This is a genomic window from Rummeliibacillus pycnus (assembly GCF_002884495.1).
Lineage (GTDB): Bacteria > Bacillota > Bacilli > Bacillales_A > Planococcaceae > Rummeliibacillus > Rummeliibacillus pycnus.
The window spans coordinates 1,313,392-1,338,824 of record NZ_KZ614145.1; the positions used below are offsets into that span (position 1 = coordinate 1,313,392).

At 34.3% G+C, this 25,433-nt stretch carries 22 protein-coding genes, 1 pseudogene and 2 riboswitches; of the genes and pseudogenes, 7 read left to right on the forward strand and 16 right to left on the reverse strand.

What is annotated here, in order from left to right; translation table 11 throughout:
- Positions 1 to 24 precede the first annotated feature (24 nt).
- From CEF14_RS06650 to CEF14_RS06660, 3 genes are all read right to left on the reverse strand, one after another.
- A complete protein-coding gene (locus tag CEF14_RS06650; RefSeq protein WP_102694315.1) occupies positions 25 to 642 on the reverse strand; it encodes a sugar transferase in 618 nt (205 codons plus the stop codon).
- A gap of 47 nt (positions 643 to 689) precedes the next feature.
- Positions 690 to 1,808: a DegT/DnrJ/EryC1/StrS family aminotransferase gene (locus CEF14_RS06655; protein WP_102692131.1), complete on the reverse strand. Its 1,119-nt coding sequence runs from the start codon at positions 1,806 to 1,808 to the stop codon at positions 690 to 692.
- A 613-nt stretch (positions 1,809 to 2,421) separates the two neighbouring features.
- A complete protein-coding gene (locus tag CEF14_RS06660; protein WP_102692132.1) occupies positions 2,422 to 3,012 on the reverse strand; it encodes a peroxidase-related enzyme in 591 nt (196 codons plus the stop codon).
- A gap of 978 nt (positions 3,013 to 3,990) precedes the next feature.
- Between CEF14_RS06660 and CEF14_RS06665 the strand changes: the two genes are divergently transcribed.
- The 4 genes from CEF14_RS06665 to CEF14_RS06680 all read left to right on the forward strand — a co-directional run bounded on the left by CEF14_RS06665 (position 3,991) and on the right by CEF14_RS06680 (position 8,722).
- On the forward strand, positions 3,991 to 5,154 hold the full coding sequence (locus CEF14_RS06665) for an NAD(P)/FAD-dependent oxidoreductase (protein ID WP_102692133.1): 1,164 nt from the start codon (positions 3,991 to 3,993) through the stop codon (positions 5,152 to 5,154).
- Positions 5,155 to 5,190: 36 nt separating this feature from the next.
- The gene (locus CEF14_RS06670; RefSeq protein WP_102692134.1) at positions 5,191 to 6,156 is read left to right on the forward strand and encodes an ornithine cyclodeaminase family protein; all 966 of its coding nucleotides are present in this window, start codon (positions 5,191 to 5,193) and stop codon (positions 6,154 to 6,156) included.
- Positions 6,157 to 6,306: 150 nt separating this feature from the next.
- Complete coding sequence (locus tag CEF14_RS06675) at positions 6,307 to 7,779, forward strand: sodium/proline symporter (RefSeq protein WP_102692135.1); 1,473 nt, start codon at positions 6,307 to 6,309, stop codon at positions 7,777 to 7,779.
- A 160-nt stretch (positions 7,780 to 7,939) separates the two neighbouring features.
- A riboswitch (PreQ1 riboswitch) is annotated at positions 7,940 to 7,984 on the forward strand.
- 204 nt (positions 7,985 to 8,188) lie between these two features.
- Positions 8,189 to 8,722, forward strand: coding sequence for a VUT family protein (locus CEF14_RS06680; RefSeq protein ID WP_102692136.1), 534 nt, complete (start codon positions 8,189 to 8,191; stop codon positions 8,720 to 8,722).
- Between the two features lie 354 nt (positions 8,723 to 9,076).
- Here CEF14_RS06680 and CEF14_RS06685 read toward each other — a convergent pair.
- Positions 9,077 to 9,631: pseudogene (locus tag CEF14_RS06685) on the reverse strand (GNAT family N-acetyltransferase).
- Between the two features lie 315 nt (positions 9,632 to 9,946).
- On the reverse strand, positions 9,947 to 10,855 hold the full coding sequence (purU, locus tag CEF14_RS06690; protein WP_245890073.1) for a formyltetrahydrofolate deformylase: 909 nt from the start codon (positions 10,853 to 10,855) through the stop codon (positions 9,947 to 9,949).
- 138 nt (positions 10,856 to 10,993) lie between these two features.
- Between purU and CEF14_RS06695 the strand changes: the two genes are divergently transcribed.
- Together CEF14_RS06695 and CEF14_RS06700 are read left to right on the forward strand one after the other, a co-directional pair.
- The gene (locus CEF14_RS06695; protein ID WP_170061463.1) at positions 10,994 to 11,527 is read left to right on the forward strand and encodes a ribonuclease H-like YkuK family protein; all 534 of its coding nucleotides are present in this window, start codon (positions 10,994 to 10,996) and stop codon (positions 11,525 to 11,527) included.
- 664 nt (positions 11,528 to 12,191) lie between these two features.
- Positions 12,192 to 12,983 carry a hypothetical protein gene (locus tag CEF14_RS06700; RefSeq protein ID WP_102692137.1) on the forward strand — a complete coding sequence of 264 codons (792 nt, stop codon included), beginning with the start codon at positions 12,192 to 12,194 and terminating at the stop codon, positions 12,981 to 12,983.
- A gap of 759 nt (positions 12,984 to 13,742) precedes the next feature.
- Here the strand turns inward: CEF14_RS06700 and CEF14_RS06705 are convergent.
- From CEF14_RS06705 to CEF14_RS06740, 7 genes are all read right to left on the reverse strand, one after another.
- A complete protein-coding gene (locus CEF14_RS06705) occupies positions 13,743 to 14,519 on the reverse strand; it encodes a sulfite exporter TauE/SafE family protein (protein ID WP_102692138.1) in 777 nt (258 codons plus the stop codon).
- 440 nt (positions 14,520 to 14,959) lie between these two features.
- Positions 14,960 to 15,187, reverse strand: a complete 228-nt coding sequence (locus CEF14_RS06710) for a sulfurtransferase TusA family protein (RefSeq protein WP_102692139.1) — start codon at positions 15,185 to 15,187, stop codon at positions 14,960 to 14,962.
- 56 nt (positions 15,188 to 15,243) lie between these two features.
- Positions 15,244 to 16,368, reverse strand: coding sequence for an MBL fold metallo-hydrolase (locus CEF14_RS06715; RefSeq protein WP_102692140.1), 1,125 nt, complete (start codon positions 16,366 to 16,368; stop codon positions 15,244 to 15,246).
- 92 nt (positions 16,369 to 16,460) lie between these two features.
- Positions 16,461 to 16,856 (reverse strand): DsrE/DsrF/DrsH-like family protein, encoded by a 396-nt coding sequence (locus CEF14_RS06720; RefSeq protein ID WP_102692141.1) that lies wholly within the window; start codon positions 16,854 to 16,856, stop codon positions 16,461 to 16,463.
- Between the two features lie 49 nt (positions 16,857 to 16,905).
- Positions 16,906 to 17,457 carry a sulfurtransferase TusA family protein gene (locus tag CEF14_RS06725; protein ID WP_102692142.1) on the reverse strand — a complete coding sequence of 184 codons (552 nt, stop codon included), beginning with the start codon at positions 17,455 to 17,457 and terminating at the stop codon, positions 16,906 to 16,908.
- 48 nt (positions 17,458 to 17,505) lie between these two features.
- Positions 17,506 to 17,802 carry a rhodanese-like domain-containing protein gene (locus CEF14_RS06730; protein ID WP_102692143.1) on the reverse strand — a complete coding sequence of 99 codons (297 nt, stop codon included), beginning with the start codon at positions 17,800 to 17,802 and terminating at the stop codon, positions 17,506 to 17,508.
- Positions 17,803 to 18,378: 576 nt separating this feature from the next.
- Complete coding sequence (locus CEF14_RS06740; RefSeq protein WP_102692145.1) at positions 18,379 to 19,569, reverse strand: iron-containing alcohol dehydrogenase; 1,191 nt, start codon at positions 19,567 to 19,569, stop codon at positions 18,379 to 18,381.
- A 413-nt stretch (positions 19,570 to 19,982) separates the two neighbouring features.
- Between CEF14_RS06740 and CEF14_RS06745 the strand changes: the two genes are divergently transcribed.
- Positions 19,983 to 20,468 (forward strand): HIT family protein, encoded by a 486-nt coding sequence (locus CEF14_RS06745; protein WP_102692146.1) that lies wholly within the window; start codon positions 19,983 to 19,985, stop codon positions 20,466 to 20,468.
- 125 nt (positions 20,469 to 20,593) lie between these two features.
- Here CEF14_RS06745 and CEF14_RS06750 read toward each other — a convergent pair whose 3' ends face one another.
- The 4 genes from CEF14_RS06750 to adhP all read right to left on the reverse strand — a co-directional run bounded on the left by CEF14_RS06750 (position 20,594) and on the right by adhP (position 25,403).
- Positions 20,594 to 21,799, reverse strand: a complete 1,206-nt coding sequence (locus CEF14_RS06750) for an EAL-associated domain-containing protein (RefSeq protein WP_102692147.1) — start codon at positions 21,797 to 21,799, stop codon at positions 20,594 to 20,596.
- A 214-nt stretch (positions 21,800 to 22,013) separates the two neighbouring features.
- Positions 22,014 to 23,063 carry a nicotinate-nucleotide--dimethylbenzimidazole phosphoribosyltransferase gene (gene cobT, locus CEF14_RS06755; RefSeq protein WP_102692148.1) on the reverse strand — a complete coding sequence of 350 codons (1,050 nt, stop codon included), beginning with the start codon at positions 23,061 to 23,063 and terminating at the stop codon, positions 22,014 to 22,016.
- Positions 23,064 to 23,141: 78 nt separating this feature from the next.
- A riboswitch (cobalamin riboswitch) is annotated at positions 23,142 to 23,316 on the reverse strand.
- Between the two features lie 46 nt (positions 23,317 to 23,362).
- Complete coding sequence (gene ssuE, locus CEF14_RS06760) at positions 23,363 to 23,902, reverse strand: NADPH-dependent FMN reductase (RefSeq protein ID WP_102692149.1); 540 nt, start codon at positions 23,900 to 23,902, stop codon at positions 23,363 to 23,365.
- Between the two features lie 475 nt (positions 23,903 to 24,377).
- Entirely contained in the window at positions 24,378 to 25,403 is a 1,026-nt protein-coding gene (adhP, locus tag CEF14_RS06765; protein WP_102692150.1) for an alcohol dehydrogenase AdhP, read from the reverse strand.
- Positions 25,404 to 25,433: the final 30 nt, after the last annotated feature.

Here is a 25,433-nt window from a genome sequence, read left to right on the forward strand (position 1 = left end):
TATTCCTCCACTAGGGCACATAATTTATACCATTTCTTTTTCTTTTTTCACTATCACAATTTGTTCTGTTTTTCCTCGAAAAGCTTCCATTGTTTCGTTATGATTTGAATTAATTCCTTCACGAACAAATACTTTCTTAATCGTAAGTAATATTATTTTCCAATCTTTAATGAAACTAATATTATCTACATAAAATACATCAAGATTAAATTTATCCTCCCAGCTAATAGCATTCCTACCACTAATCTGGGCTAAGCCTGATAAACCTGGCCTAACTTCATGGCGCCTTTTTTGATGCTCATCGTAAAGCGGAAGATATCTTACTAATAATGGTCTAGGCCCAATTATTGACATATCACCTTTCAATATATTAAAAAGTTCAGGGAGCTCATCAAGCGATGTAGAACGTAAAAACTTCCCGAACTTTGTTAACCTAATTTTATCTGGTAGCAACTCTCCATTGTCGTCTCTTTCATCCGACATTGTTCTAAATTTATACATCACAAAAATTTTTTCGTTTAAACCTGGTCTATCTTGTTTAAATATTACAGGGCCACCTAGTTTTAATCTCACAAGGAGTGCTACTATTAAAATTACTGGCCAAAGAATCATTAAAGCTAAAAATGATAGTATAAAATCCATTGGTCTTTTAAGAAAACTTTTATAAATATTTGCTGTTTTAAGAGGCTTCACTTTTTAAACCACAACCCTTTAATAGTCTCTACAACTCTATCCAAATCTTCATCTGTCATTTTCGTATCAGATGGTAAACAAACACCATTCATAAACAACTTCTCTGATATATTAGTTCCAACGAAATCATACTTTTCGAAGAACGGTTGCATATGCATTGGCTTCCAAATAGGTCTTGACTCTATATTTTCTTTTTCAAGTGTTTCCATTAAATCTAGTGGTCTAACTTTTCCATTCAGGATAATTGAACTAAGCCAATAGTTTGGCTCGTTCCAATTATTAATTGGCATGAATTTAATACCCTCGAGTTCGCCTAACTCTCTCTTATAAAATTCAAAAATATATTTTTTCTTTTCAATTCTTTGATCTAACACCTTAAGTTGCCCTCTACCAATCCCAGCAACTACATTACTCATCCTATAATTGAAACCTAATTCACTATGCTGATAATGTCTTGCTTTATCTCTACTCTGAGTAGCCCAAAACCTTACTTTTTCAATTTTTTCTTCATTATTTGAAACAACCATTCCACCACCAGAAGTGGTAATGATTTTATTACCGTTAAAAGAAAAAATACCAAAATCCCCAAAAGTACCAGAGTGCTTACCTTTATAGTAAGTTCCTAAAGATTCAGCAGCATCTTCAATTAAAGCCACATCATGTTCTTTACAAAGTTCCACTATTTGATCCATATCTGCAGATAATCCATAAAGATGAACAACAATAACTGCTTTAACATTTGGATATTTTCTAAAAGCTATTTCCAATGCTTTTGGGCACATATTCCATGTTTCATTATCACTATCGATAAACACAGGAATCGCATTTTGGTAGATAATTGGATTGGCGGTAGCTGAAAATGTTAGGGTTGGACAAAAAACGATATCTCCTTCTTCAACACCTGCTGCTTTAAGTGCTAAATGAATTGCAGCTGTCCCTGTTGAGAGTGCCGCAGCTGCCTTGGTTCCGATTTTTTCTGCAAATTCAGCTTCAAATCGGTCTACATTTGCCCCAAGTGGAGCAATCCAATTTGTATCAAAAGCTTCATTGATATATTGTTTTTCATATCCTTCTTCACTCATATGTGGCGAAGCCAATAAGATACGATTCCCCATTTTCTTTCCCCTTTTCACTTTTTAGTTGGAAATATCCTCTGTAAATTTTAAAAATGAGTAGTTTGAATGAAGTATCTATTCTATTTCATCCACAATCGACAATAAATCTGTTAATCATTTAAATGTCTAAGATCTAGTAATTGAGGATCAAGTCTGAATTGTTTTGTAGATAAACTTTTGGAACGTCTAGTTACTGCTACTAACATATGTCGAAAAAATTATTGAAAGTCAATTGTAAGGCTAGAATTAATGCATATTGTTCTTTTCTATACGAAAAACGACAAAATAATAGTTTGTGCTGATTCTTAGTTATATAAGTGCATTTTCGAGATGCTATATTGAAAGGAATTAAATAAGTAGAACTACATAAAACATATGATGTATAACATGCCAATATTCTCTATTCAGAAAATTTTAACGAACGAAGTTTAAAATCAATAAAGTACTTTGGCTTACGATGAGGGTTAAATAGTAGGGATATTGACGTGATTATAATTGTTGAAAAGCGATCTTGTTTTTTGCGAAATTTTCGTACGGTTCACTTTATATAAATTCTTCTTTATAAAAAGGAAAAAATCCGTCTCATCAAAAATGATGAAACGGATTTTTTTCATTATCTGTTATGCGAATAATGTCCCGGATTTGGAATAGCACCAATTGTGCTTACCCAACGATTTGTGTAGTTGAAGAAGCCTACGACAAAAGCTGCTTCTAATATTTCATGATCATTAAATCCGACTGATCTTAGTTTATCTACTTCTTCAGGGGTTAATTCGGCTACATTTCTTGTTGCTCGATAGGCGTAGTCACAAAGTGCTCTTTGCTTCTCTGTTAAATTTGTTGAGCGATAATTATAGGTTAGCTGGTCTACCCATGCTGGATTCTTAGTTAATCCTCGGAGCACATCTCCATGGGTCGTCAAACAATAATTGCAAGAATTAGTGGATGACACCACTAGACCCATCATTTCTTTATCGACATTGCTCAAATAACATGTTTCGGAATTGAAGAGCGATTCTTTTAAATTTAAAAAACCTTTATATTGCTGTGCATTTAATGGCAAAATTTTAAATAGATGATTAAAGAAACCTTGTTGCTCTATTTGACTATTGATGGTTGCATCAAATTCTTTTTGCAATTCTGTAGGAATTTCTGATTCATTTGGTTTTTCTAAATAAGAATATTTTTGGTCATACTTTGTCATCCAAACACTCCCCTTTCAAAGTAAAAACGATATAGAACTATACAACTTAAGAATATGAACTTTCTACTGCTTAATATGATTGAACATTTTTAAAACCGGTAAAAGACTCTTACCAATTTTCCTTTCTATTATTATCTGAAAATTTTATATTTAAAATATAAACGATTTTAACCTATAAAACAAATGATTTTAATATTCTTTAAATAATTTCCAATTACTTAAACATTAGTAGTTGTTTATTAATAGAAAAGACCATTACTTTTTTCTATTTTCGTCCGCATTTAATTCTTTCGACATATTTAGACTTGTAAAAATCACAATTTAAACGTATATTAGAATTAAGTATTGAATAAATTAAAAAAGACCATTTGATGCTGGTACATCAAACGGCCAAATATAATAGTTGATTCCCTCAAGGGGATTGGCTGTCTAGGGCATAACCCATCTGAGCTGGTAACTCAAGGATGGGTTATTTTTTATTTCGAAATGCCAGAATTGTGACTACTAATGATGCGAAACTAACTGCAAACATTAATGATTCAGAAACTGACATCGGCATCACCTCCGGGCCCATACGATATGGGTTATACAGACATTACCTAAAGCTTAGGTAAATTGTCTGCTACATTTATACTGGGGTATGCCAACCACCCTTGAGCATCAATCTATTATAAAATCATTATAGCAAACGTTTGTTCGTTTTAATAGTTAAAATGGTAATATTTATTGTCTTTTATTACTTTTATTATGTGCATATGATGAAATTTTATGTACAGTTTCTTCATTTATTTTCTCGTCTTCTGAGCAAATTTTAAATAGGTTCCTCAACTTCCTCTCTCCAATCATTCAAGATATTTCCCCTGTAATTTCTAGAGACACGAAATATATTTTACAAATCATTCATTTTTCAGGTCTTTTTTTTATACGATATATAAAATATCTAAATTTTCAAAAATATTATATGGATGGAGGGATTCTATGAAAAAGGTGGATTTGATCATTGTAGGTGGTGGTGTTATGGGTTCTAGTACTGCCTATTCCCTGCGAAAACTAGGTTTTGACGGCAGAATACTTGTTTTTGAAAAAGATCCTATTTATGAGTTTTCGTCTACTCCTAGAAGTGCTGGAGGAATTCGGCAGCTTTACACGACGGCTATTAATATTCAAATTAGTCGCTACAGTTTGCAATTTTATAAAGACTTCCCAAAGACCATGGCAATTGAAGGAGAGCCTTCAGAAATTAACTTCCGCCAGAGGGGGTATTTATTCTTAGGAACTAACAAAACGATGTCTGGATTAGAAAAGCAAAAGGAGCTGCAAAATCAGTTCGGTGTTCCTTCTGAATTGTTGACTGCACATGATTTGCTGAACATTATTCCAGAATTAACGATTGAAGATTTAGCTGGGGGCCTTTATTGTCATGAAGATGGCTATCTTGATCCATATTCTGTCATGCAAGGTTTCAAGAAACATGCTCAAAAGATGGATGTGGAATATATTTACGATGAAGTTGATACGATTTTAACTCAGCAAAATCATGTATCTGGAATTAGGCTAGTTGATGGTACCGTTTTCTATTCTCCAATTGTCATTAATTGTGCAGGTGCATGGGGTGTTTATCTGAGTGAAAAGATTGGTATTCCACTCCCTATTCATCCATTGAAACGTCAAATCTTCCAATTTGATATTGCTACTCCATTAGAAAAGGAATTACCTCTTACTGTCGATCCATCCAATGTGTACTTTCGGCATGAAGGCAATAAAATTTTATGTGGCTATTCTGAAAATGTCAAACCAGGCATTGATTTTTCTGTACAACGTTCACTTTTTTACGATGAAATGTGGCCTATACTCGCTAATCGAGTAAAAAATTTTGAAAGAGCGAAAATTTCATCTGCCTGGGCTGGTTTGTATAGTTTTAATACGGTTGATCACAATGCCATCATTGGAAATCACCCAACAATGAAAGGCTACTATATGGCGTTAGGTTTTAGTGGTCATGGTATGCAGCAAGCCCCTGCTGTTGGACAAGGCCTAGCTGAATTAATTCATCTTGGAAAATATCAAAACATCGATTTACGACCACTACGTGTAGAAAGATTTGCAGAAAATGATCTGGTTTTAGAAGATGCGATTGTCTAAAGTTACATTAACTCATTGAAAGGAGGTATTCGTACTTTGCTCATCTTAAATGAACAAGATATGCTACAAGCTGTAACGATGAACGATGTAATCCTTGCGATTGAAGAAGCTTATACTCTCTATGATTCTAGTGATTTTCTAATGCCATTACGCAATCAACTTTCAGATGATGATCATACGATGCTCTTAATGCCCTGCATTGCAAATGATTCGGCTGGTTTGAAAGTTGTTCATGTATCTCCTAATAATCGAGAGTATCCCGTTACACAAGGTATTATGATACTAAATAATCGGGAAAATGGTTCAATACAAGCAATTCTAAATGGCACTGTATTAACGAATATGCGAACTGGTGCTATTGGTGGAGTTGCGATTAAATATTTAGCACTTGAAAATGCCGCTTCTGTTGGTTTAATCGGTACAGGTACCCAAGGATTTCATCAATTGATTGCTGCCTGTACGGTCAGAGATATCAAGCATATCTATTTATGGAGTCGAACACCTTCCAAATTACCATCCTTTGTTCATAATTTAAAAAAGCATATCGCAAATGATATCAAAATCCATATCGTAAATAATACTTCTGAGTTAGTATATGAAGCTGACATCATTATTACAGCTACAACCTCTAATACACCTGTTCTTCCTGATATTCAAAATATTTATAACGGCAAACTTCTGATTGGTATCGGGTCCTATCAACCACAAATGAGAGAGTTTTCGGATGCGGTCTATCAAAATTTAGATGTTATATATATCGATACTTTAGATGCTATCCATGAAAGTGGAGATGTTATCGACCCTATTCACAATCATTGGATCACAGCAACACAAGTCATACCTTTTTCGAAAGTGGTGACACATAAAGTGAAGCCTACCCTCTCCGAATTTCAGCCGACAGTCTTCAAATCAACAGGTATGGCCCTCTTTGATTTAGTGGTTGGTCAAGTTATCTATGAAAAAGCTTTAAATCAACAAATTGGTCAATCAGTTCACCTATAATTTTTCTTTACCTTATGAAAGGGTAGCTGTTTTCCCTTATCTATCTTCTTGAATTTACCGAAAAAAAGAAGTCTAGCTTTTTTAGCCTCCTCACATTCTTCGGGATGAATCTTAGTGCCTGTAAATGCAGGATAATAAGGAGATGATCGATTGAATACGATTGTTTTAGTTGAATTTATCCTCTACTGTGTATTTATGTTAGGAATTGGGTATTTCTTTAGCCGAAGGGATATGGGACATTCTGATTTTCTATTAGGTGGCAAGAAAATACCAGGATGGGTGTTAGCTTTTTCTGAACGAGCAACAGGTGAATCTGCTTGGCTACTTCTTGGATATACAGGATTTGTCTATTCAACAGGATTATCTGGAATATGGGTGGCTATTGGTATTGCTCTTGGTATCGTATTTTCATGGCTATTTTTAGCGAAAAGATTTATGCAAGATGCAGAAAAATATCAGGTGATGACGCTTCCAGGTTATTTAGCAAAAAGATTTCCAACCCATGGGAAGATCATTTTATGGATCGCTACTATTTTAATCTTTAGTTTTATGATGTTCTATTTTGGAGCACAAATTGCGGGAGCAGGCAAAACTCTCTTTACGGTATTCGGTATTCATACAACGGTCGGTATGATTTTAAGTATTGTCATCGTTATTCTCTTGTCGTACGCAGGTGGATTTGTGAGCGTTGCGTGGACAGACATGATCCAAAGCTTAATGATGCTTACTACATTAGTAGTCCTACCTATAGTTGCACTATATCATATTTATACAAGTGATTTATCCATCAGTCATGCATTAAGTACTTCTGGCTCCGAGATTAGCTCATGGACAGGCGGTGTTACAGGTTTTGCCTTAGGTTTATTATTATTCAATAATTTTGCTTGGTTCTTTGGTTTTCTTGGAGGGCAACCTCAACTAAGTTCTCGATTTATGGCATTGAAAAACAAGAAAGAAGCAAATACTGGTAGTATTGTTGCCATCGTTTGGACGATATTGGCTTATTCTGGTGCCTTCTTAATTGGGATAACGGCTATTACACTTTATCAAGATCAGCCATTTACAGATGTTGAAACAGTGCTTCCCTTTATGGCTCTTGATCTTCTTCCCCCTTGGATTTCTGGACTATTACTTTCAGGGATTCTTGCTGCCATTATCTCTACTGCTGATTCTCAACTTTTAGTCATGACAAGTTCGGTTAGTGAAGATATTGTCAATAAAGCACTAGGCAAAACACTAACAGAAAAGCAACTTGTGAAAATTTCAAGGATTACGATTGTTGTTGCAGGATTAGTAGGTTTAATGATTGCCTTAACATCAAAATCACTTGTGTACCTAGTGGTTAGCTGGGCTTGGGCTGGTGTTGGTTGCACCCTATCACCTGCTATTATTCTTACATTTATATGGAAACGTTACTCAGGTATTGGTGTTATTGCCACTATTATTACTGGCTTTGTTAGTACAGTTATTTGGATTTCAACACCTCTGGAAAATATCATAAGTTCACGCTTTACTACTTTTTTCATAGCCGCATTATTGGGAATTGTATTCAGCCTTCTATTCCCAGATAAACAAGAGAAAACAGAAGAAAAGAAAGGTGCTGATGAAATAATTGCTTCGTGAATTAATAAAAAAGTCCTCTTGTATAATGGACCATCAATCAATCATAAACTTTGCATCAAATAAGCGGTCATCGTAGAAAAGTTAAAAATTTAAAAAAAATCTACAATTCCACATATAATATGATAAAATAGCTTTTGAACAAAATAATTATTTACTAAATGTAAGAGAGGTACTAGACCAACCCTCTATAAAAAACTAGGGATTACTATATCTTTAGGATATAGTTTTTTTATTTTGCTAGGTTCCTTCTTATTTTTAGAAATATGGAAGGAGTGAGAGATATGGATTGTTTAAATAGTGAAAAGAAAGTTACATAATCAAATGAAACTTCCTTTAGTGAGGTTCCTCAAACCCACTAATATAGATTAACGTTTAATAAAAATTCACTATTTCAAAGGAGTCTTTTTCAATGAGAATTTTCTTATATCTCTTAGCAATTGTTCTAGCAAATGTTATCACAGCAAATTTTGCCCCACTTATACTTGGGATATTTATTATACCTTATGGCTCATTCCTAATCGGAGCTACTTTCATTTTACGAGATCTTGTACAAAATAAATATGGCAAGAAAAAAACGTATCTATTTATCGGACTTGCTTTACTACTATCTGCTATTTCTAGTTATTTATTAGGTGATACATTATGGATTGTCTTCGCCAGTGCAGTAAGCTTTGCAGTATCTGAGACTTCTGATACTGAAATATACTCTAGAATAAAAGCGTCCATCAGTATGAGAATTTTATATAGTGGTGTTGTTGGGGGGATCCTAGATTCTACGATTTTCGTCATCGTCGGATTGTCTCCACTTGGTGCAGGATTTGTTCCATGGGATGCTGTTTGGATGGCGATTTTAGGCCAAATCATCATTAAGATTGTGATGCAATTTTTGGGTGTTATGGTTCTTCAATTCACCCCTATCACCAAAGAACGCTTTGCGAATTAATAAAAATATCTAACAGATCTACCCAGTTGATTTTATTAAAAATCAAAAATCAATCTACAAAAGAACTAAATAGCAAGCAATTTATTAAGATGTTGCACATTTAACTAAGGCAGAATCATAAAGATTCTGCCTTTTGTAATTTTTTTAATAAGGAGATTTTATCTATCTCCTCCCTAATAGATAACCACATAATACCATAAAAGTAATTTGACCCTATTGCAGAATATAATCCCTACTATTGTATGACATCTATATGTATCACTCATTATGTAAAATTCCTACTGTAAAAAGAAAAAATGCAACTGCTCATATTGAACAGTTGCACTTTTACCCTATTGAGAACTATTTTTTCCTTTAATGAAATGAACCCACTTGAGTGTCACTCTTTAAAAGACTAAAAGTGATTAAGTCTTCATAGTGATCATACAACCATTGTCCACTACGCTTTATACCTTCTTGTATAAATCCCAATCTTAAAGGGATTGAGATACTTTTCTGATTATTAGCTGCACACTGTATTTCGATTCTATGTATACCTATTTTTTCAAAAAGATACTTTACTAGTGCTTTTACACTCTTCGTAATAATTCCTTTGCCTTGAGCATCCTCAGACAAAAAATACCCTATACTAGTTGCCTTGTTCTTCCAGTCAATATAGTGTAGCCCAATCATACCCACAAGTTCTCCATTATAACGGATTCCAGCATCAAAACCATCATTATTAGCATAATTAGTGATCCATATTGGTATGATCGTTTCAAAATCCTCTGCTGATTTCCTTTTATCAATCATTAGTAACCATTTTTTCAAATGATTTCTATTTTTATCCACTAATTGAAATAACCCCTCTTTATGGTGTTGCTATAATAACTCAATCTCTATCTCCTTATCTACTTTGTACGAAAACATTTCATGCCTCCATTTGACTTTTATTCATACATTTGAGTTCATTTCTTAATTTAATTTTGAACTTATTTACGAACGTTTTATCACTTGTTTTTTCATTAGTTAGATCGGATTCCCCTATATACAGAGCTCTCCACGGTTAATAATCATAAATCCAGATTGAGGACTTAAGTTGTCAGATTCGTGGATTGAACCAATTCTTCCATATCGATTTGCTAGAACCAACTTTTTTCACGAAAGTCATTACATTTTGAAGGAGGATTAAATGTGTTATAATCCTCCTCTCATTTGCCAATTCAATTTGTACTACATTATTACTTATTGAAATACAATCGTCTTATTTCCTTCCACAATAATGCGGTTTTCTAAATGCCATTTAACAGCTTTTACAAGGACACGACGTTCAATTTGACGACCAATTTTCTTCAGCTGTTCAGCATCATCACGATGGTCTACTCGCTCTACGTCTTGTTCAATAATAGGTCCTTCATCCAAATCATTGGTTACATAATGTGAAGTTGCGCCAATAAGCTTCACTCCACGTGCAAATGCACGTTCATATGGACCTGCTCCGATAAATGCTGGTAAGAATGAATGATGAATGTTAATAATGCGGTTTTTAAAATGATTGACAAAGTCTGGTGTTAAAATTTGCATGTATCGTGCTAAGATCAGCACATCGACCTGATATTCTTCCACTAAGCGAATTTGTTCTTTTTCCACTTGCTGGCGAATATCCTTATTAGCAGGAATGTAATAGAATGGAATGCCTAATGCCTCAACCATTGAGCGTGCTGTTTCATGATTACTAATAACAAGTGCAATATCCGTTTCTAAATCGCCATTTTGCCATTCCCATAAAAGCTCTAACAAACAATGTGTCTCCTTTGATACAAAAATTGCAGAACGTTGGCGAATATTCCGATAGTAAAAATGGTATTCCATCTGATACTCTGTGGCAATTTTTTCAAACTCTTTTTCCATTTGTTTTGCTTTTAATGGTAAGTTGTCTGAATAATATTCAATACGAATAAAAAACATACCCTTCTCTGGGTCAGTAGAAAACTGATTGGATTCGATAATATTGGCATCATATTGATGTAAAAATGTAGATAATGCCGATACAATTCCAGGTTTATCCGAACATTTTACTAACAGCCTTGCTCGATTTACATATCTATTATTTTCTAGGTTTGATTTTTCATTTTGTTCCATATTTATGGTCATTTTTACATCTCCTATATAAAATATATTCTTAATTATCAAACAATTTAGAGCGATACTCAAGTCATTTCTTCTTCAACAAATAAAATAAACATGGATATACTGTAGTATATAACCCTTTCAAGGAAAGAAGCGGTGAATATGGGAAATTCATTTCGATACGATCCTTTTCAAAATCTCCAAGAAAAAAATATGTCTTTTGAAGACGTATTTAATCATATCGTTGACTTTATGATGTTAAATCCAAGAGGTAATTATCGCTTAATTGTCGGGACAGACTCACAAGTTCATAAAGATTGCACTGTATTTATCACGGGTATTGTCATTTTACGTGAAAATAAAGGTGTGTGGGCATGTATTAGAAAAGTGATTGTACCCAGGAAAATGTTACATTTACATGAACGTATTTCACTAGAACTCTCTTTTACGGAAGAAATCGTCTCAATGTTTACGGAAGAAAAGAAAAAACAGTTAATTGATATAATCCTTCCATTTATATATGAAGGTTCATCCTTCTCAATGGAAGGGCATATTGATATTGGGGCTGGAAAACGTAACAAAACAAGAGAATTTGTAAATGAAATGGTGTCTAGAATAGAATCAATCGGTGTTGAGCCGAAGATTAAGCCAGATGCATTTGTGGCCTCCCATTATGCAAATCGGTATACAAGATAAAATACATTTTATCATTAGTGTTTTTAGAACTCAATTACCTATTATGTTTGTAATCCACCTGAGCGTAAGGTGGGTTATTTTTTTTAATCCTTCTCCCTATTAGAACAAATATTACATAGATGAATCAATTTCATAAATACTATTCTAGTCGTAAAACACGAATGCTATTTAAATATACGATCCAATAATTCGGATTACACTTCAACTATACTATTTACTGAATAGGCCGCTCCAGATGGCGCTTTCCGTGGGCGATCAGTGAGCCTCCTCGTCCGCTTACGCTACCTGCGGGGTCTCACTTGTCTCGCTTCCCCACAGGACATTGAATAAGCTTCCTTGAATTCGCACCGCACGAAGAAAATGCGAATGCATTTTCGAGGACTCGCTATCTTCCGCTCCTTAGACAATATCCTAAAAGATATTGCACAACAATTTAATCTTTTAATGTTCGTATTTTATATCAAAACTTTGAATTATGAAACTGACTCAGATAAAAATGTAAATTGAATCAATTCAATACTTTTAATTTTTCAAAAACTGGGCAATATAAAATCAATCTTACTATTGGAAAAAGGTAGCTGGATTAAAAAATAGTTATATACAAATATTCTATAGAAAAAACCTTTTTTTACTATAGAAATAAATTTTTAGGAGTAGATGAAAAATGAGCAAACCAAAAAAATTATTAAGCTTTTCCCTAACTTGTGCTTTATCTTTGGGAATTATGAGTAATATGTTTTCACCAACAATTGTTTCAGCTGCTGAGCAAAATCAAACAGCTTCAGAACATCAATCAACGCTAAATCCTAAAACACAGCAAAAAGTGGATGAAATTTTAAACAAATTAGATGCTGATTTAGCAAAAATAGGTGCGCCTGTCCCAAAGCATCACGCAAATTGCGAAGCATTTAATAAACTAGATGATCAAACAAAGGCAAAAGTGAAAGAAATTATGAAAAAAGTAAAAGATGGCTCCCTAACAAAAGAGGAAGCCGAAAAACAACTGAAAGCTCTTGGTATATCCTTTCCCAAACATCCAAAAGCAGAAATGTTTTCAAAGTTAGATGACAAAACAAAAACGAAAGTAAAAGAAATCATGAAAAAAGTAAAAGACGGATCCTTAACGAAAGAAGATGCCGAAAAACAATTGAAAGCTCTTGGTATATCCTTCCCTAAACATCCAAGAGCAGAAATGTTTTCGAAGTTAGACGATAAAACAAAGGCGAAAGTGAAAGAAATCATGAAAAACGTTAAAGACGGATCCTTAACAAAAGAAGAAGCCGAGAAACAATTGAAAGCTCTTGGTGTTTCCTTTCCAAAGCATTATGGAAAATTTAAACATTTAGATGCGGATACAAAAGCAAAAGCACAAACTTTAATCAAAGAGGCCAAATCTCAAGTGAACAAACTTGGAGCAGATTTTCCTTCAAACAAATATGGCTATTTAAATAGATAGAGGATAATACTGTACAAAAGCTCTAATTCCATGGATCAGGGATTGGAGCTTTGTGGTCTTTACAAAGCGTTTTGAGGAGGATTTCCAACATCCCTATCTTTTCTGTTGGGGCTATTCTATATTTCAAAAAACAAAAAAACTTTTAATGGCTATGGCAATAAAAAAATCATATAACCACGAAAAACTAGGCTCTGCTTAACCCCACTATATTATTAGGAGCATTTTTCCCATTAGCTCTAAAAAAATCTTTTCATTTTCGCAAAAGATCTGAAACCTTTACTTTTTTTTACTTTTTCTATAATCTTATTGAAATAGATGATTTAAAGAATTTTTGAAGAATAGAGATGAATGAAATGAAGTTGTATAGAAAGAATACTATTTTTGATATATTTATGTATATATTGTTGTCTATTTTCGGTATTAATTTGTTCGTAAAATCAGGAATAGAATTAGCTTATATAATATTATATATACTTATTATCCTATCTATTATTGGCTATAAAATAAATCAACTTCTAAAAGAAAAAAATAGTCATTAATAACAGATTGTATATTGTTTATTGGACGTTTTAAATTATTACCTATACTGGTCAAAACATTCTCTAGGATGAGTGATTTTATGATTAAAATATACATAGTTTTTTAGAAGCATTATGGTGTTAAATTTAAAAAATCCTATTGACCTGATCTTTTATTCAAAAAAAGTAAGGATAAGCTATTTGCTCATCCCTACTTCTCTTTTTCACCAAACATCTTAATCTACATTAAAATATCTATCCAAATTTTAATAGCTGTTGCAACAATTAATATTGAAAGTAACACTTGTAGTACTTTAGTGTTCATTTTCTTAGCAGCTTTTGCACCAAGTGGGGCTGCAATTGTACTTGCAATCGCTAAGATAAGCACTGGTAACCATTCGACTTGGCCCGTTGTAATTTTCCCGATAGATCCTCCAATGGAAGAAATAAAGGTGATGGCTAGACTTGATGCCACCGTCATACGCGTTGGAATTTTCAATATAACTAGCATAATAGGAACGAGTAAGAATCCCCCACCAGCACCGACTACACCTGATCCAATGCCCACAATAAGTGCTAAAATGGCTGCTAGAGGTTTGTTGAATGCTACTTTATCTTCACTTTCTGGCACTTGTTTCCTTGGTACTAGCATTAAGATAGCTGCCAAAATCGCAAATACCCCATAAACGATATTTACTTGTTCTTCGCTAAAACCACTTGAAGCAAAACTACCTATCAAACTACCTACTAATACGGAAATACCCATTGTTGCGATTAAAGAAAGATTTAAGTAGTTTCCTTTGCGAAATGCGAGTACTCCTGAAATGGAGGTCACTAATATTTCTACTGCTGTTATCCCTGAAACTTCATGGGAAGTAAAAGACGCTACTCCAAATGCTGCTGGGATGTATAAAAGCATTGGAAATTTTATAATGGCTCCACCAATTCCAAGCATTCCTGAAATAAATGAACCTATTAAGCCTATGCAAAATAGGACAATGATTAATGATAAACTCATAATTTTCCTTCCTTCAATGAAAAGGTGCTGTCCAAAAAGTTTTTAAAATCTCTTCACCATTGAAAAACAGTAATTTTTTGTGGTGCTAATCTGTTGTTAATGGCGATAAATAGGGATATTTTGCGTGTGTTGAGCCTCAACCTTCACTACATTTTAGGCTACTGAAATAGGGAAAATAGTTGGATTTTCATGATCAAACTTTTTCATGTCCACCACTAATTCTTCATCATGAAGCAAACATATGAATACTAGTAACACCTTACTACGTTTCATACGGGTACCCTCAAGCTTCACGCAAATAGCTCAGGATTACACTAGAAACGCAGATCAACTTTTAATAAAATCCAAAGAAAATTGCTCTTCTTCACAAAAAAGGGGAAGAGCAATTTTTTCACTAATGAAAGATCAATATTTCAATTATCTTTTTGGACTACTATTGATTAACCTTTTTGAATATAAAAAGTAATCACATCTGATTCTTGTGTTTGTTTTACGATTTCATGACCACAAGATTTTGCCCATGCAGGAATATCATTTAAAGAACCTTTATCTGTCACAAACACTTCTAAAATGTCACCTGTATTCAATTGATCCATTGCTTTTTTTGTTCTCACGACTGGCATTGGACAAGCAAATCCTTTTGCGTCTAAGGTTTTGGTTATATTCATATCTTATATCTTTCCTTTCTCATTTGCTATATCTATATAATATTCTTTACTTAAACTTAACGAACAGCACAACGATTTGGTCCAATTTCCATTTCGGTTTGTTCATCTTGATCTGGGGTGATTTTTCCCATATTGACTTGACGAATTTGTTGGTATGCATTTGGTTGTGGTGGAAGATTATCAGTTACAGTATGACGAAACTCTTCTTCATCCTCAATATTTAAACCATGGTTTTCTGCAAATAAATCTCCTAAACGTTTGGATACTGTTCCATCTTCATTTAATTCATCGATAATCATAAAATGTGCTGGTAACACGATTAAATCTTCTGCTAGTTCGCGATAGCGTTTGTACAAAGTAGTACGTAAATCCCCTACCCAATCTTCTGCAAGACCTGCTAGATCTGGACGACCGATTGAATCGATGAATAAGATATCACCTGTTAAAAGATATTGGTTGTCTACGATAAATGAAGTAGAACCAATTGTATGTCCTGGTGAGTACAATGCATTAACATCAATTTTTGCAAGACCAATTTGAACAGTTAAACCATCTTCAAGAGGCGTATAATCATAGACAACTTCTGTTGCATCTTTTGGTGGTAAGTAGTATGTTGCACCTACTTGCGCTGCAATATGACGTCCTCCAGAAATATGGTCTGCATGTAAGTGTGTGTCAAATACATGTTTAATTTCAACGTCTTTTTCTTTCGCAAAGTTTGTAAATACATCTGTAAAACGTACTGCATCGATCAGTGCTGCTTCACCTTCTGAAATCACCATATAAGATAGACAACCTTTACCAAGTCGAACAAATTGATATAGCTCTCCGCCATTTAAATCCGCTACTTTAATTGGTTCAAGGTACATGCTCCAAGACTTCATACCACCTTCAAGATAAGCAACATCCATGCCTTCGTCAGATAGCATTTCTGCAACCATCATTGAAGAACCTTCTTTAGCACAAACGACTAAAATTTCTTTGTCTTTTGGAAGTTGAGGTACTAACTCTTCAACACCATCTAATAATTCGAAATATGGAATGTTTAGATATTCAAATTTGTGTCCTTCAATTTTCCAATCTTCAAAAGCATCATGGTTACGAACATCTACTATAAATAACTCTTTATTTTCAATTACTTTTCTTGCAACTTGTGCTGCAGTCCATTTTGTTACTGTCATTCAAAATTACCCCCATAGGTATATTAAAATTGATTTTTTTGGTGAAGAAGTATAGACCTCTTCACCAATTACATTTACTATTCGACGCTCAATTAGAATGATAAAGATGGTGCTGCATCTTTTGCAAATTCTAAGAATGTTACAGCGCCACCCACTTCGATTCCATCAATGAAATCTTCTTTTGTAAGTCCCATTACATCCATTGTCATTTGGCAGCCGATGAATTTAACACCAAGATCTTGTGCCATTTCAACAAGTTCTGGAATAGATGGTACGTTTGCTTTTGCAAATCCTTCTGCCATCATTTCTTTGCCAGCTGGCATTGGTAAGTTTTTCATCGCTTCTTTATGAATTAAATTTAAACCTTCAAAAGTAAAGAAAATCGCTACCTCTTTATCTGATGCTGCAGCAGCAGTGGCAATATTGAATACCTTATAAGCATCGAAAAGACCACCATTTGCTGCGATAATTGCTACTTTGTTTGACATAATAAATATCCTCCCATTAAATGAATTATTAATAAGTACTCAAGAAAAATTAAATCTCTTTTTTCAAATCGCCTTTCCAAGAAGTCATTCCTGGTAAAACGTTATATACTTTTGTAAAACCTGCTTTCACCAATTTAGTAGCAGCTAAATCACTACGTTTTCCTGTTCGGCAAATTACATAAATTTCTTTTGATCGATCAAGTTCACCTAAACGTGCATCTAACTCACCCATTGGAATGGATACTGCACCTTCAATGTGACCAAAAGCATATTCAGCTGCTTCTCGCACATCTAAAATAAGACCATCACGTTTTGTAATTTCTTCAAGCTCAATAGTTGGTTCAAATGTTTTTTCAACAACTGTATCATCAGAGCATTTACGAATGTAGTGATATAACACTCCATCTTCTTCAGTTGTTCCAATATATTGATGGCCTACTGTTTCAGCCCAAGCTGCTAAGTCAGCTTTAGAACCTTTATCAGTTGCTTGAACTTCTAAAATTTGGCCATCCACTAAATCAGCCATTGCTTTTTTAGTTTTTACGATTGGCATTGGGCAAGAAAGCCCTTTTGCATCTAAGTGTTTATCTGCTTGTAACATTTAACAGCCTCCAAATACCACAAGGGGTATTAAAATTGATAAAAAAACCTATTCTACAGCGCCTTCCCATGAAAGCATTCCGCCTACCATGTTGGCCACATCATAACCTTGGCTTTCCAAAAAGGCAGTTGCTTGACCACTGCGTGCACTTGAACGACACACCATAATATAAGGTTTGTTTCGATCAAGCTCATGCATACGGAATTCTAATAAGCCAAGTGGAATATTGACAATACCAGGAATATGGCCTGATTGCACTTCTGCCACTTCACGAACATCAATTAAATTCAATTGTTCGCCAGCTTCTAAACGTTGTTGAACTTCTGTTGTTGAAATTTCTTTCATCCTTATTACCTCCTAATAAGTACTAAATATACTTAGGATACTGTTGTATGTTTAAAGTACATCATTTAATTTGCTTCATTATTAGCATTATTTTGCTATTCCGTTTAATACCTATACCTCTATAGGTATTAAATTGCTTAAAAAAATATACTTTAATAATTTTTCTATCCATCATTTAACTAAAGGAACTCAGGCATCATTTTTTAATTCTGTTCTGCGTCACCCTCCAAAACAATGAATTCATTTACATTGACTACTATATACCCCAGTAGGTATATTTGTCAACAAGAAATGGTTAATTTTTTTAATCTATTAAGATACCTATTTAACTTCTATTGCTCTTGAAGTAAATGGAGAGCCATTGATGCTGGTAGTTCGTGATTTAACAGGATTTTTAGAGACCTTATGATCAAAAAAGAAGAATAGAGGTGTGTTTTGAAAGCAATTTAATTGTTTTTTGCTGATCTCGTACTTTTTTTGCTTCACTCGTCTCTTTTTTTGCATTAGTAATCTAAAAAACTGTCACACTCCTCTTGTAATGAGAAATCGACAGTTTTTTTCTTATATTAAAAGCTATTATGATGTGAAATCATACTCATATACAATTTTATAAAGCTCTATTAGTTCTTCCTGTGTTGGCACTTTTGGATTATTGGCTGGGCTACCACTTGCTAATGCATCAACAGCCATTTTAGGAATCGCTGCATAAAAGGCCTCTTTTTCAATACCCCATTCTTTTAAGTTTCCAATCTCCATTTTTTTGCACATTTGCTTAACTGAAACAATCACTAAATCCGCGAGCTCTTCTGGTGATAATTGCTTTCTATCTTTATCGAAGAATTCTCCAATATCAGCTAATCGATCCACACATGCTTCTTTTGAATACTCTAAAACTGCAGGTAGTAGCATCGCATTGGAAATGCCATGTGGCACATGAAAGAGTGCACCAATTGGACGGGACATTCCATGAACTAAGGCTACCGATGCATTGGAGAATGACACCCCTGCTTGCAATGAACCAATTGACATCGCCTCACGTGCATCAAGATCATCCCCATTTTCATATACCTTCAATAAATTATTAACAATTAGGTCAATCGCTGAGAGTGCGAGTACATTCGAATAGGGATGTGCTAAGCGGGATAAATAACTTTCTATGGCATGACTTAACGCATCAATTCCAGTAGCAGCGGTGATAGATGGTGGAGATGTAAGTGTTAGAACTGGATCAACAATTGCTATGTTTGGCAAAAATGCAGGTTGCTTGATCATCATTTTGACATCATTTGTTGTGTTTGTGATCACGGTTGCGTCTGTTGCCTCAGAGCCTGTACCTGCAGTTGTCGGGATGGCAATATGCGGAATTGGAGGTATTTCAGCAATTTTTTTCATGTTCATATACTCGCCAATATATCCCCCATTCGTTGCTACAACTGCAATTGCTTTTGCAGTATCGATACAACTCCCTCCACCAACTGAAATAATGACATCACACTTTTCAGTTTGTAGTTTTTGAAGTCCTTCAGTAACATACGTATCAACTGGCTCCGACTTTACGTCCAAATACGAAACTGCTTCCAATCCTTGTTCTTTTAACAAAGAAATAGTTTGTCTTACAAAACCTAAACTTTCCATGATTGGATCACTAATAATGAGTGCTTTTTTTCCTAATTTTTTCGCGTATTCTCCGACTTCTTCAAACGAGTTCCTACCGTAAATGATGGTTCCTGGTGAAAACACTGTGAAAATTGTTTTTGTTTGAATCATACCGCTTCCTCCTAAATTTTATGCCGTATAACTTCTAAGCCAGTGAGTTTTTCTACCATCACCGCTATTTCCCAATACAAATTCTGTCACCTACTAAACATCAAACAAACGCTTTTAGGGAACTGAAGAGTTGAGCACCTGCCTGGTATTCTTCTACACTTGAGTTGGGTATTCCTAGGAAGCAAATCACTCTTCTACTCTTCTTCATACAAAAATTTCATAAATCCATTTTTGGTTTTATATAAATATTGCATAATGAAATTGATTCATACCAAAAACATTACAATAAAAATATATTCACTAATGTACAGGATTAATCTACATTTATATTTTTTCTTTTAATCTTTGTAGATTTGTTTAAGAAGAGAAATGGTTATATTATTATTTTCCTAATTATTGTAGGGGGATTATCTATGATAAAAATTACATTATCAAACGGTAAAATTGTAGAAGTTAAATGTTTGAGTTGTGCTTTGACAAGTGGATTAATTGAACCTGATGGTGGAGTTGTAGTAGAAACAGAATACTTTCACGCTCATCAAGATGTGGCGTATCCAATTAAAGGATTAATCATTTTAGCATCCAAACGGCATATTAAGTGTTTCGATGAATTGACCGAAGCAGAGCAATTAGATTATATAAGTCTTTTAGCAAAAATAAGGAAGGCTCAAAGAAAAGTATTAGGTATTGAACATGTTTATTATTTTTATAATGAAGACACTACTCATCATTTCCATACTTGGATGGTTCCACGTTATGAATGGATGTACGAATTTGGTCGTTCTATTGAATCAGTGAGACCTGCCCTACTTCATTCGAGAAACCATATGAATAGTGAAGAACACATGAAAGAATTAAGATTAGCAATTAAAGAACTGACAAGAGAATTAAATAATTAAAGATATAAAAACAACGCAACCTTCAATCATCCAGTTGCGTTGTTTCCAAGATTACATGTTAGTTTATTACATAAATTAATGTCTAATCAAACAAAATATCCGAAAGTGTGACCATTGATTTATTTTTAATTCACAATATTATGCTGTGTTAAATAGTCATACGTAATGTCGACAAACAGGAATTCTTGGCAATTAAGAGCCATTGAATAAGTTCGAGTAGGTTCTGCAGTTTGGATATCATTATAGATACTAGATAAATCGCCTTTTAAGTCTTTTCTTAGTTTGATCATATTTAATAAGAAGTAAGGACGCCAACTCCAGTTTTTACCGATAGCATCTTCTTCAATATGCCATTCACTATTAAGTCTCACGATATTGGGTGAAGTTTGGAAACCCTCATCGTTACAAATATATAAACGAAAAGCATAGTTTTCAAGTTTTTCAGCTAGTTCCAATAAACTATCTATATTTTGGCTAGTTGGATTTGTATTTTTTACGGTTGTCGTAATCATCTTTTGGAGTGTATTCATTTCTTCATACTTTACTTCTAGTATCTTTTTTTCCGTCGAGATAAATTGCTGACATTCACTTCGGAAGCGGTTTTTTAAAATATCACGCTCAATCAAATGATTAGAAGGTTTCTCTAAATAACTACCTTTAAAATAACGTGCCCCGTTTCTCCATGCATAATGTAACTGATAACTTGTTTTTATTTCATCAAACATAATGGTTGCGCCCATTTGGATCGCAAGTGTCTGAATTGTGGAAAACATATAATTTTGAGAACCCCATGCATTGTAGTCTAATTGACTTACATCCATTTTCAATACGGAAGGTTCTAAAAGCAAAATTTGATCCAGCTTCGTATCTGGTCCAATATTCGCTACAACTGTTTTTACTCCGTAAGTTTTTATATATAGAATTGGATGTCGTAGTTGATCAATCTCTCCATTAAATTGTTGCATAGAAAAAGCTAAATTAATATGTGATAACAAGCTTTCTTCCACTAAATCTTTTAATACTTCAAAATAGGCATCGCCAAAATCTAACATTAATAAGTTCGGATTGCAGGGTAAATAGAGATCAGCTTCTTGTAAAGCATCTTTTGCAATTGTAAGAGCCTTTTTAATCATAATTAACTCTACTTCAGCACGGATATCAGCTGGAACAGTTTCATCATATGTAAATTCAACAATATTATAATATTGATCTTCTTTCACTATCTGACCAATTACCTCATATGCGACAATCACATGCTCATCTGCACTAAAGATTGGTTCAAATAATATTTCGATATCATCTAATTCATCGAGTAAATCTAGAACATCCATCAGCAGGTCCTCCAATCTAACTTGCTACTACTATTATATCCTACATTTTACAACCTGGCACTGACACATTCTTTAAAATTGTTATTCTTTCAATATAAAAACTCTCACCAAGTTATTGTAAAAATCAGTGAGAGTTTTATAAGTTTGAATTGATATCATAAATCCATTTTCAATGGTATATTTTATATTAATTTTGCATTATGTCGTTAACCTATTAAATTTCCATCCCGACTTCTTCAAATGTCGGCATATTGATCATCATACTACATGCTGCTTCAATGATTGGAAAGGCTAAAGCGGCACCCGATCCTTCGCCTAGACACATGTCCATTTTTAGCATGGGTTCTTTGCCTAAAAGTTCACTTGCGATGATTCCACCTGGTTCCTCTGTGGCATGAGAAGTAATAAGGTAGTCCTTCACTTTTGGTTCAATGGAAGCTGCGATTAATGCAGAAACACTTGAAATTAAACCATCTACTACAACAGGTACATGATTGGCTGCAGCAGCCAACATCACACCAGCCATACCGCCAATTTCCAAGCCACCAACTTTCGCTAAAATATCAATGCCATCAGTTGGATTTGGTTGGTTGATGGCAATAGCATTACGTATAACATCGATCTTATGAGCTAATCCACCTTGTCCAAGTCCTGCACCTCTACCCGTAATTTCTTTTGGATCACAATTCGCTAAAACAGAGAGAATTGCTGTACTTGGAGTTGTATTACTGATCCCCATTTCGCCTGTACCTAATAAATTCACTCCATTTTGAATTTCTGCAGTGGCAATTTCAATACCTACTTCTAAAGCTTTGATAGCCTCTTCTCTTGTCATCGCAGGACCTTTTGCCATGTTGTCAGTCCCTTTTTTAATTTTACGAATGATAACCCCTGCATCACCAGGAATTTCCTCTTTCACACCGATATCAACTGTGACAATTTTAGCGCCAGAAACTTTTGCAATCGTCCCTACACCCGTAATCCCTTTTGCAATATTTAAAGTTTGGGCAAAAGTTACGATTTGAGGATTACTTGTAACCCCTTCTTCATAGACACCATGGTCTGCAGCCATTACGATAATTGCTTTTTTATCGATTGAAGAGAACATTTCTCCCGTAATACCTGAAAGTTGTACGGCGATACTTTCTAATTTCCCAAGACTTTTTGGTGGTTTGATGAGGCTGTCTACTCGCTGTCTTGCCTTTGTCATCATATCTTGGTCTAGGTTTGTAATCTTTTCAATTGTTTGTTGTAATAAGTTCATTTTCATCTCTCCCGAATAAAATTAAAAGCCTGCAGTTTATTTGCATAACAAATAAACCGCAGACTTTTCCATCATCTGTTCTATTCAAGTATTAAGGCAGGTCTCCTGGCTCGAGGTCCACATTTCATCAGGCCTTCCCAGATACATATCCAGTGGCATTTCCGATCAAACTCCCCCATACAGTGGCGGGTCCGCTGAAGATTTTCACTTCATTCCCTATTCTCCTTGTAGGCACCTTAAACTTATATTGAATTTTCTATTAATTATGATACTAGGGAATTGATTGGAAAGCAATACTATTATTTTGATAAACTATAATTTCTAGTCGTTATCTTTTGTAGCTCATTTTTTAACCTGAATACAATTTCACGATTCAATTCGAATCGATTATTCTCTAATCGATTAATTTGTTGATCCACTACATAGACAGTATTGAATATTTCTGTTGCACCTAATACGGATAATACTGGTTTCAAGGCATATTCAACAGCTAATAAATGTCCAATTGATCCACCTACTGCAATCGGAATAATTGTCTTATTTTCTAAACCTTTTTGAGGTAGTAAGTCTAAATAAGTTTTCAATATTCCTGAATAAGAGGCTTTATAAATTGGGGTTAAGACAACAACGATTGATGCATCTGCAACTTTTTCATTTGTTCTTATTATATCTTTACTTGTATAGTTTGCTGTGATTAAATCTATTGCTGGTAAATCGTGAACATAAATTGAGGAAACATCCACTTCATTTGCATTAAAAAATGCTTCAACATAATCATGTACCCCGTTAACACGTGACTTTTTATCATTTCCCCCATTAATAATTACAGCTTTCACCATTTTACTTCTCTCCTTTTCAAAAAATTTTTTAAAATAATGAATCTGTTTCGTTATCGGATGTATTTCTTATTACTCTTTGTACAATACGATGCCTTACTGATTATTAATCGCATTATTGTTGTGTATCTACTAACATGAAGAACATCCAATCAGCTAAAACATATTCATCAAACAAAAAGATCCCTACTCCATTTGATGAAGTAAGGACCTTTAGTTATCTAATCAGTCTCTCATATATTGCTGTTCAATTTTAATTCTTACTAAACTTATAAGAATAATTTAACATATGATTTAGAAAAGTCAATACTTTTAGCGGAAAAGTTCAAAGTAATGAGTTTTGCTAAAGCTTTTCATATTCTCTCTTCCCAAAAATGTTGATCTATTATATTTTGACATAATAAAAGCCGCCCCATACATAATTACCTCATCGGAGCAGCTCTTTCTCAATATTTAGTTGATTTTTTTACTATTATATTTATAACTCTTCGTTATTAAGTGTTAATACAATACGGCCGTTAATTTTGCCTTCTTCCATTTTTTCAAATACCTCATTGATGTCTTCTAGTTTTGCAGTTTCAATAATAGCACGTACTTTTCCACGTGCGGCAAAATCAAGAGCCTCTTGCATATCTTTTCTCGTACCCACAATGGAGCCTTTGACTGTCACACCATTCAGAACTGTATTGAAGATTGGAATCGGTAATTCTTCATTCGGTAAGCCTACTACGACAAGGCAACCACCACGTTTTACAGATTCATAGGCTTGTTCAAATGCTTTTTTGGTAACAGCCACACTAATCGCAGCTTGTACACCGCCTAATTGTTCTTGAATTACTTCCACAGGATCTTCTTTCAATCCATTAATGACAAGATCTGCACCAAGTTCTTTTGCAAGTTTGGACTTATCATCACTAATATCAATCGCAACAACGTTGAGTCCCATTGCTTTTGCGTATTGCAATGCAATATGTCCAAGTCCTCCAATACCATAGATGGCTACCCACTCGCCAGGTTTAGCACCAGATACTTTCAATGCTTTATACGTTGTCACACCTGCACACAAAATTGGGGCAATTTCCACTGGGTCCACATTATCTGGAATTTTCGCTACATAATCTGCCGGTGCTTTACAATATTCTGCGTAACCACCATCAACAGAGTACCCACCATTTAATTGATTTGGACATAGTGTTTCTTGACCGGTTAAGCAATACTCACATTCACCACATGCAGAAAATAGCCATGGAATCCCTACTCGATCACCGACTTTAATAGATTTCACGCCTTGTGCAACTTCTACAACAACCCCTACGCCTTCATGACCTGGGATTAACGGCAATTTAGGTTTTACTGGCCAGTCCCCATGTGCTGCATGTAAATCCGTATGACAGACACCACAAGCCTCAATCTTTACTAACACTTCACCATCTTCTAATTGAGGTTTTGAAACCTCTTTAATCTCCAACTCTTTTAAAAACGCATTGACAACTGCTGCCTTCACTCAAACACTCCCTTCTCTTTTTCAGTATTA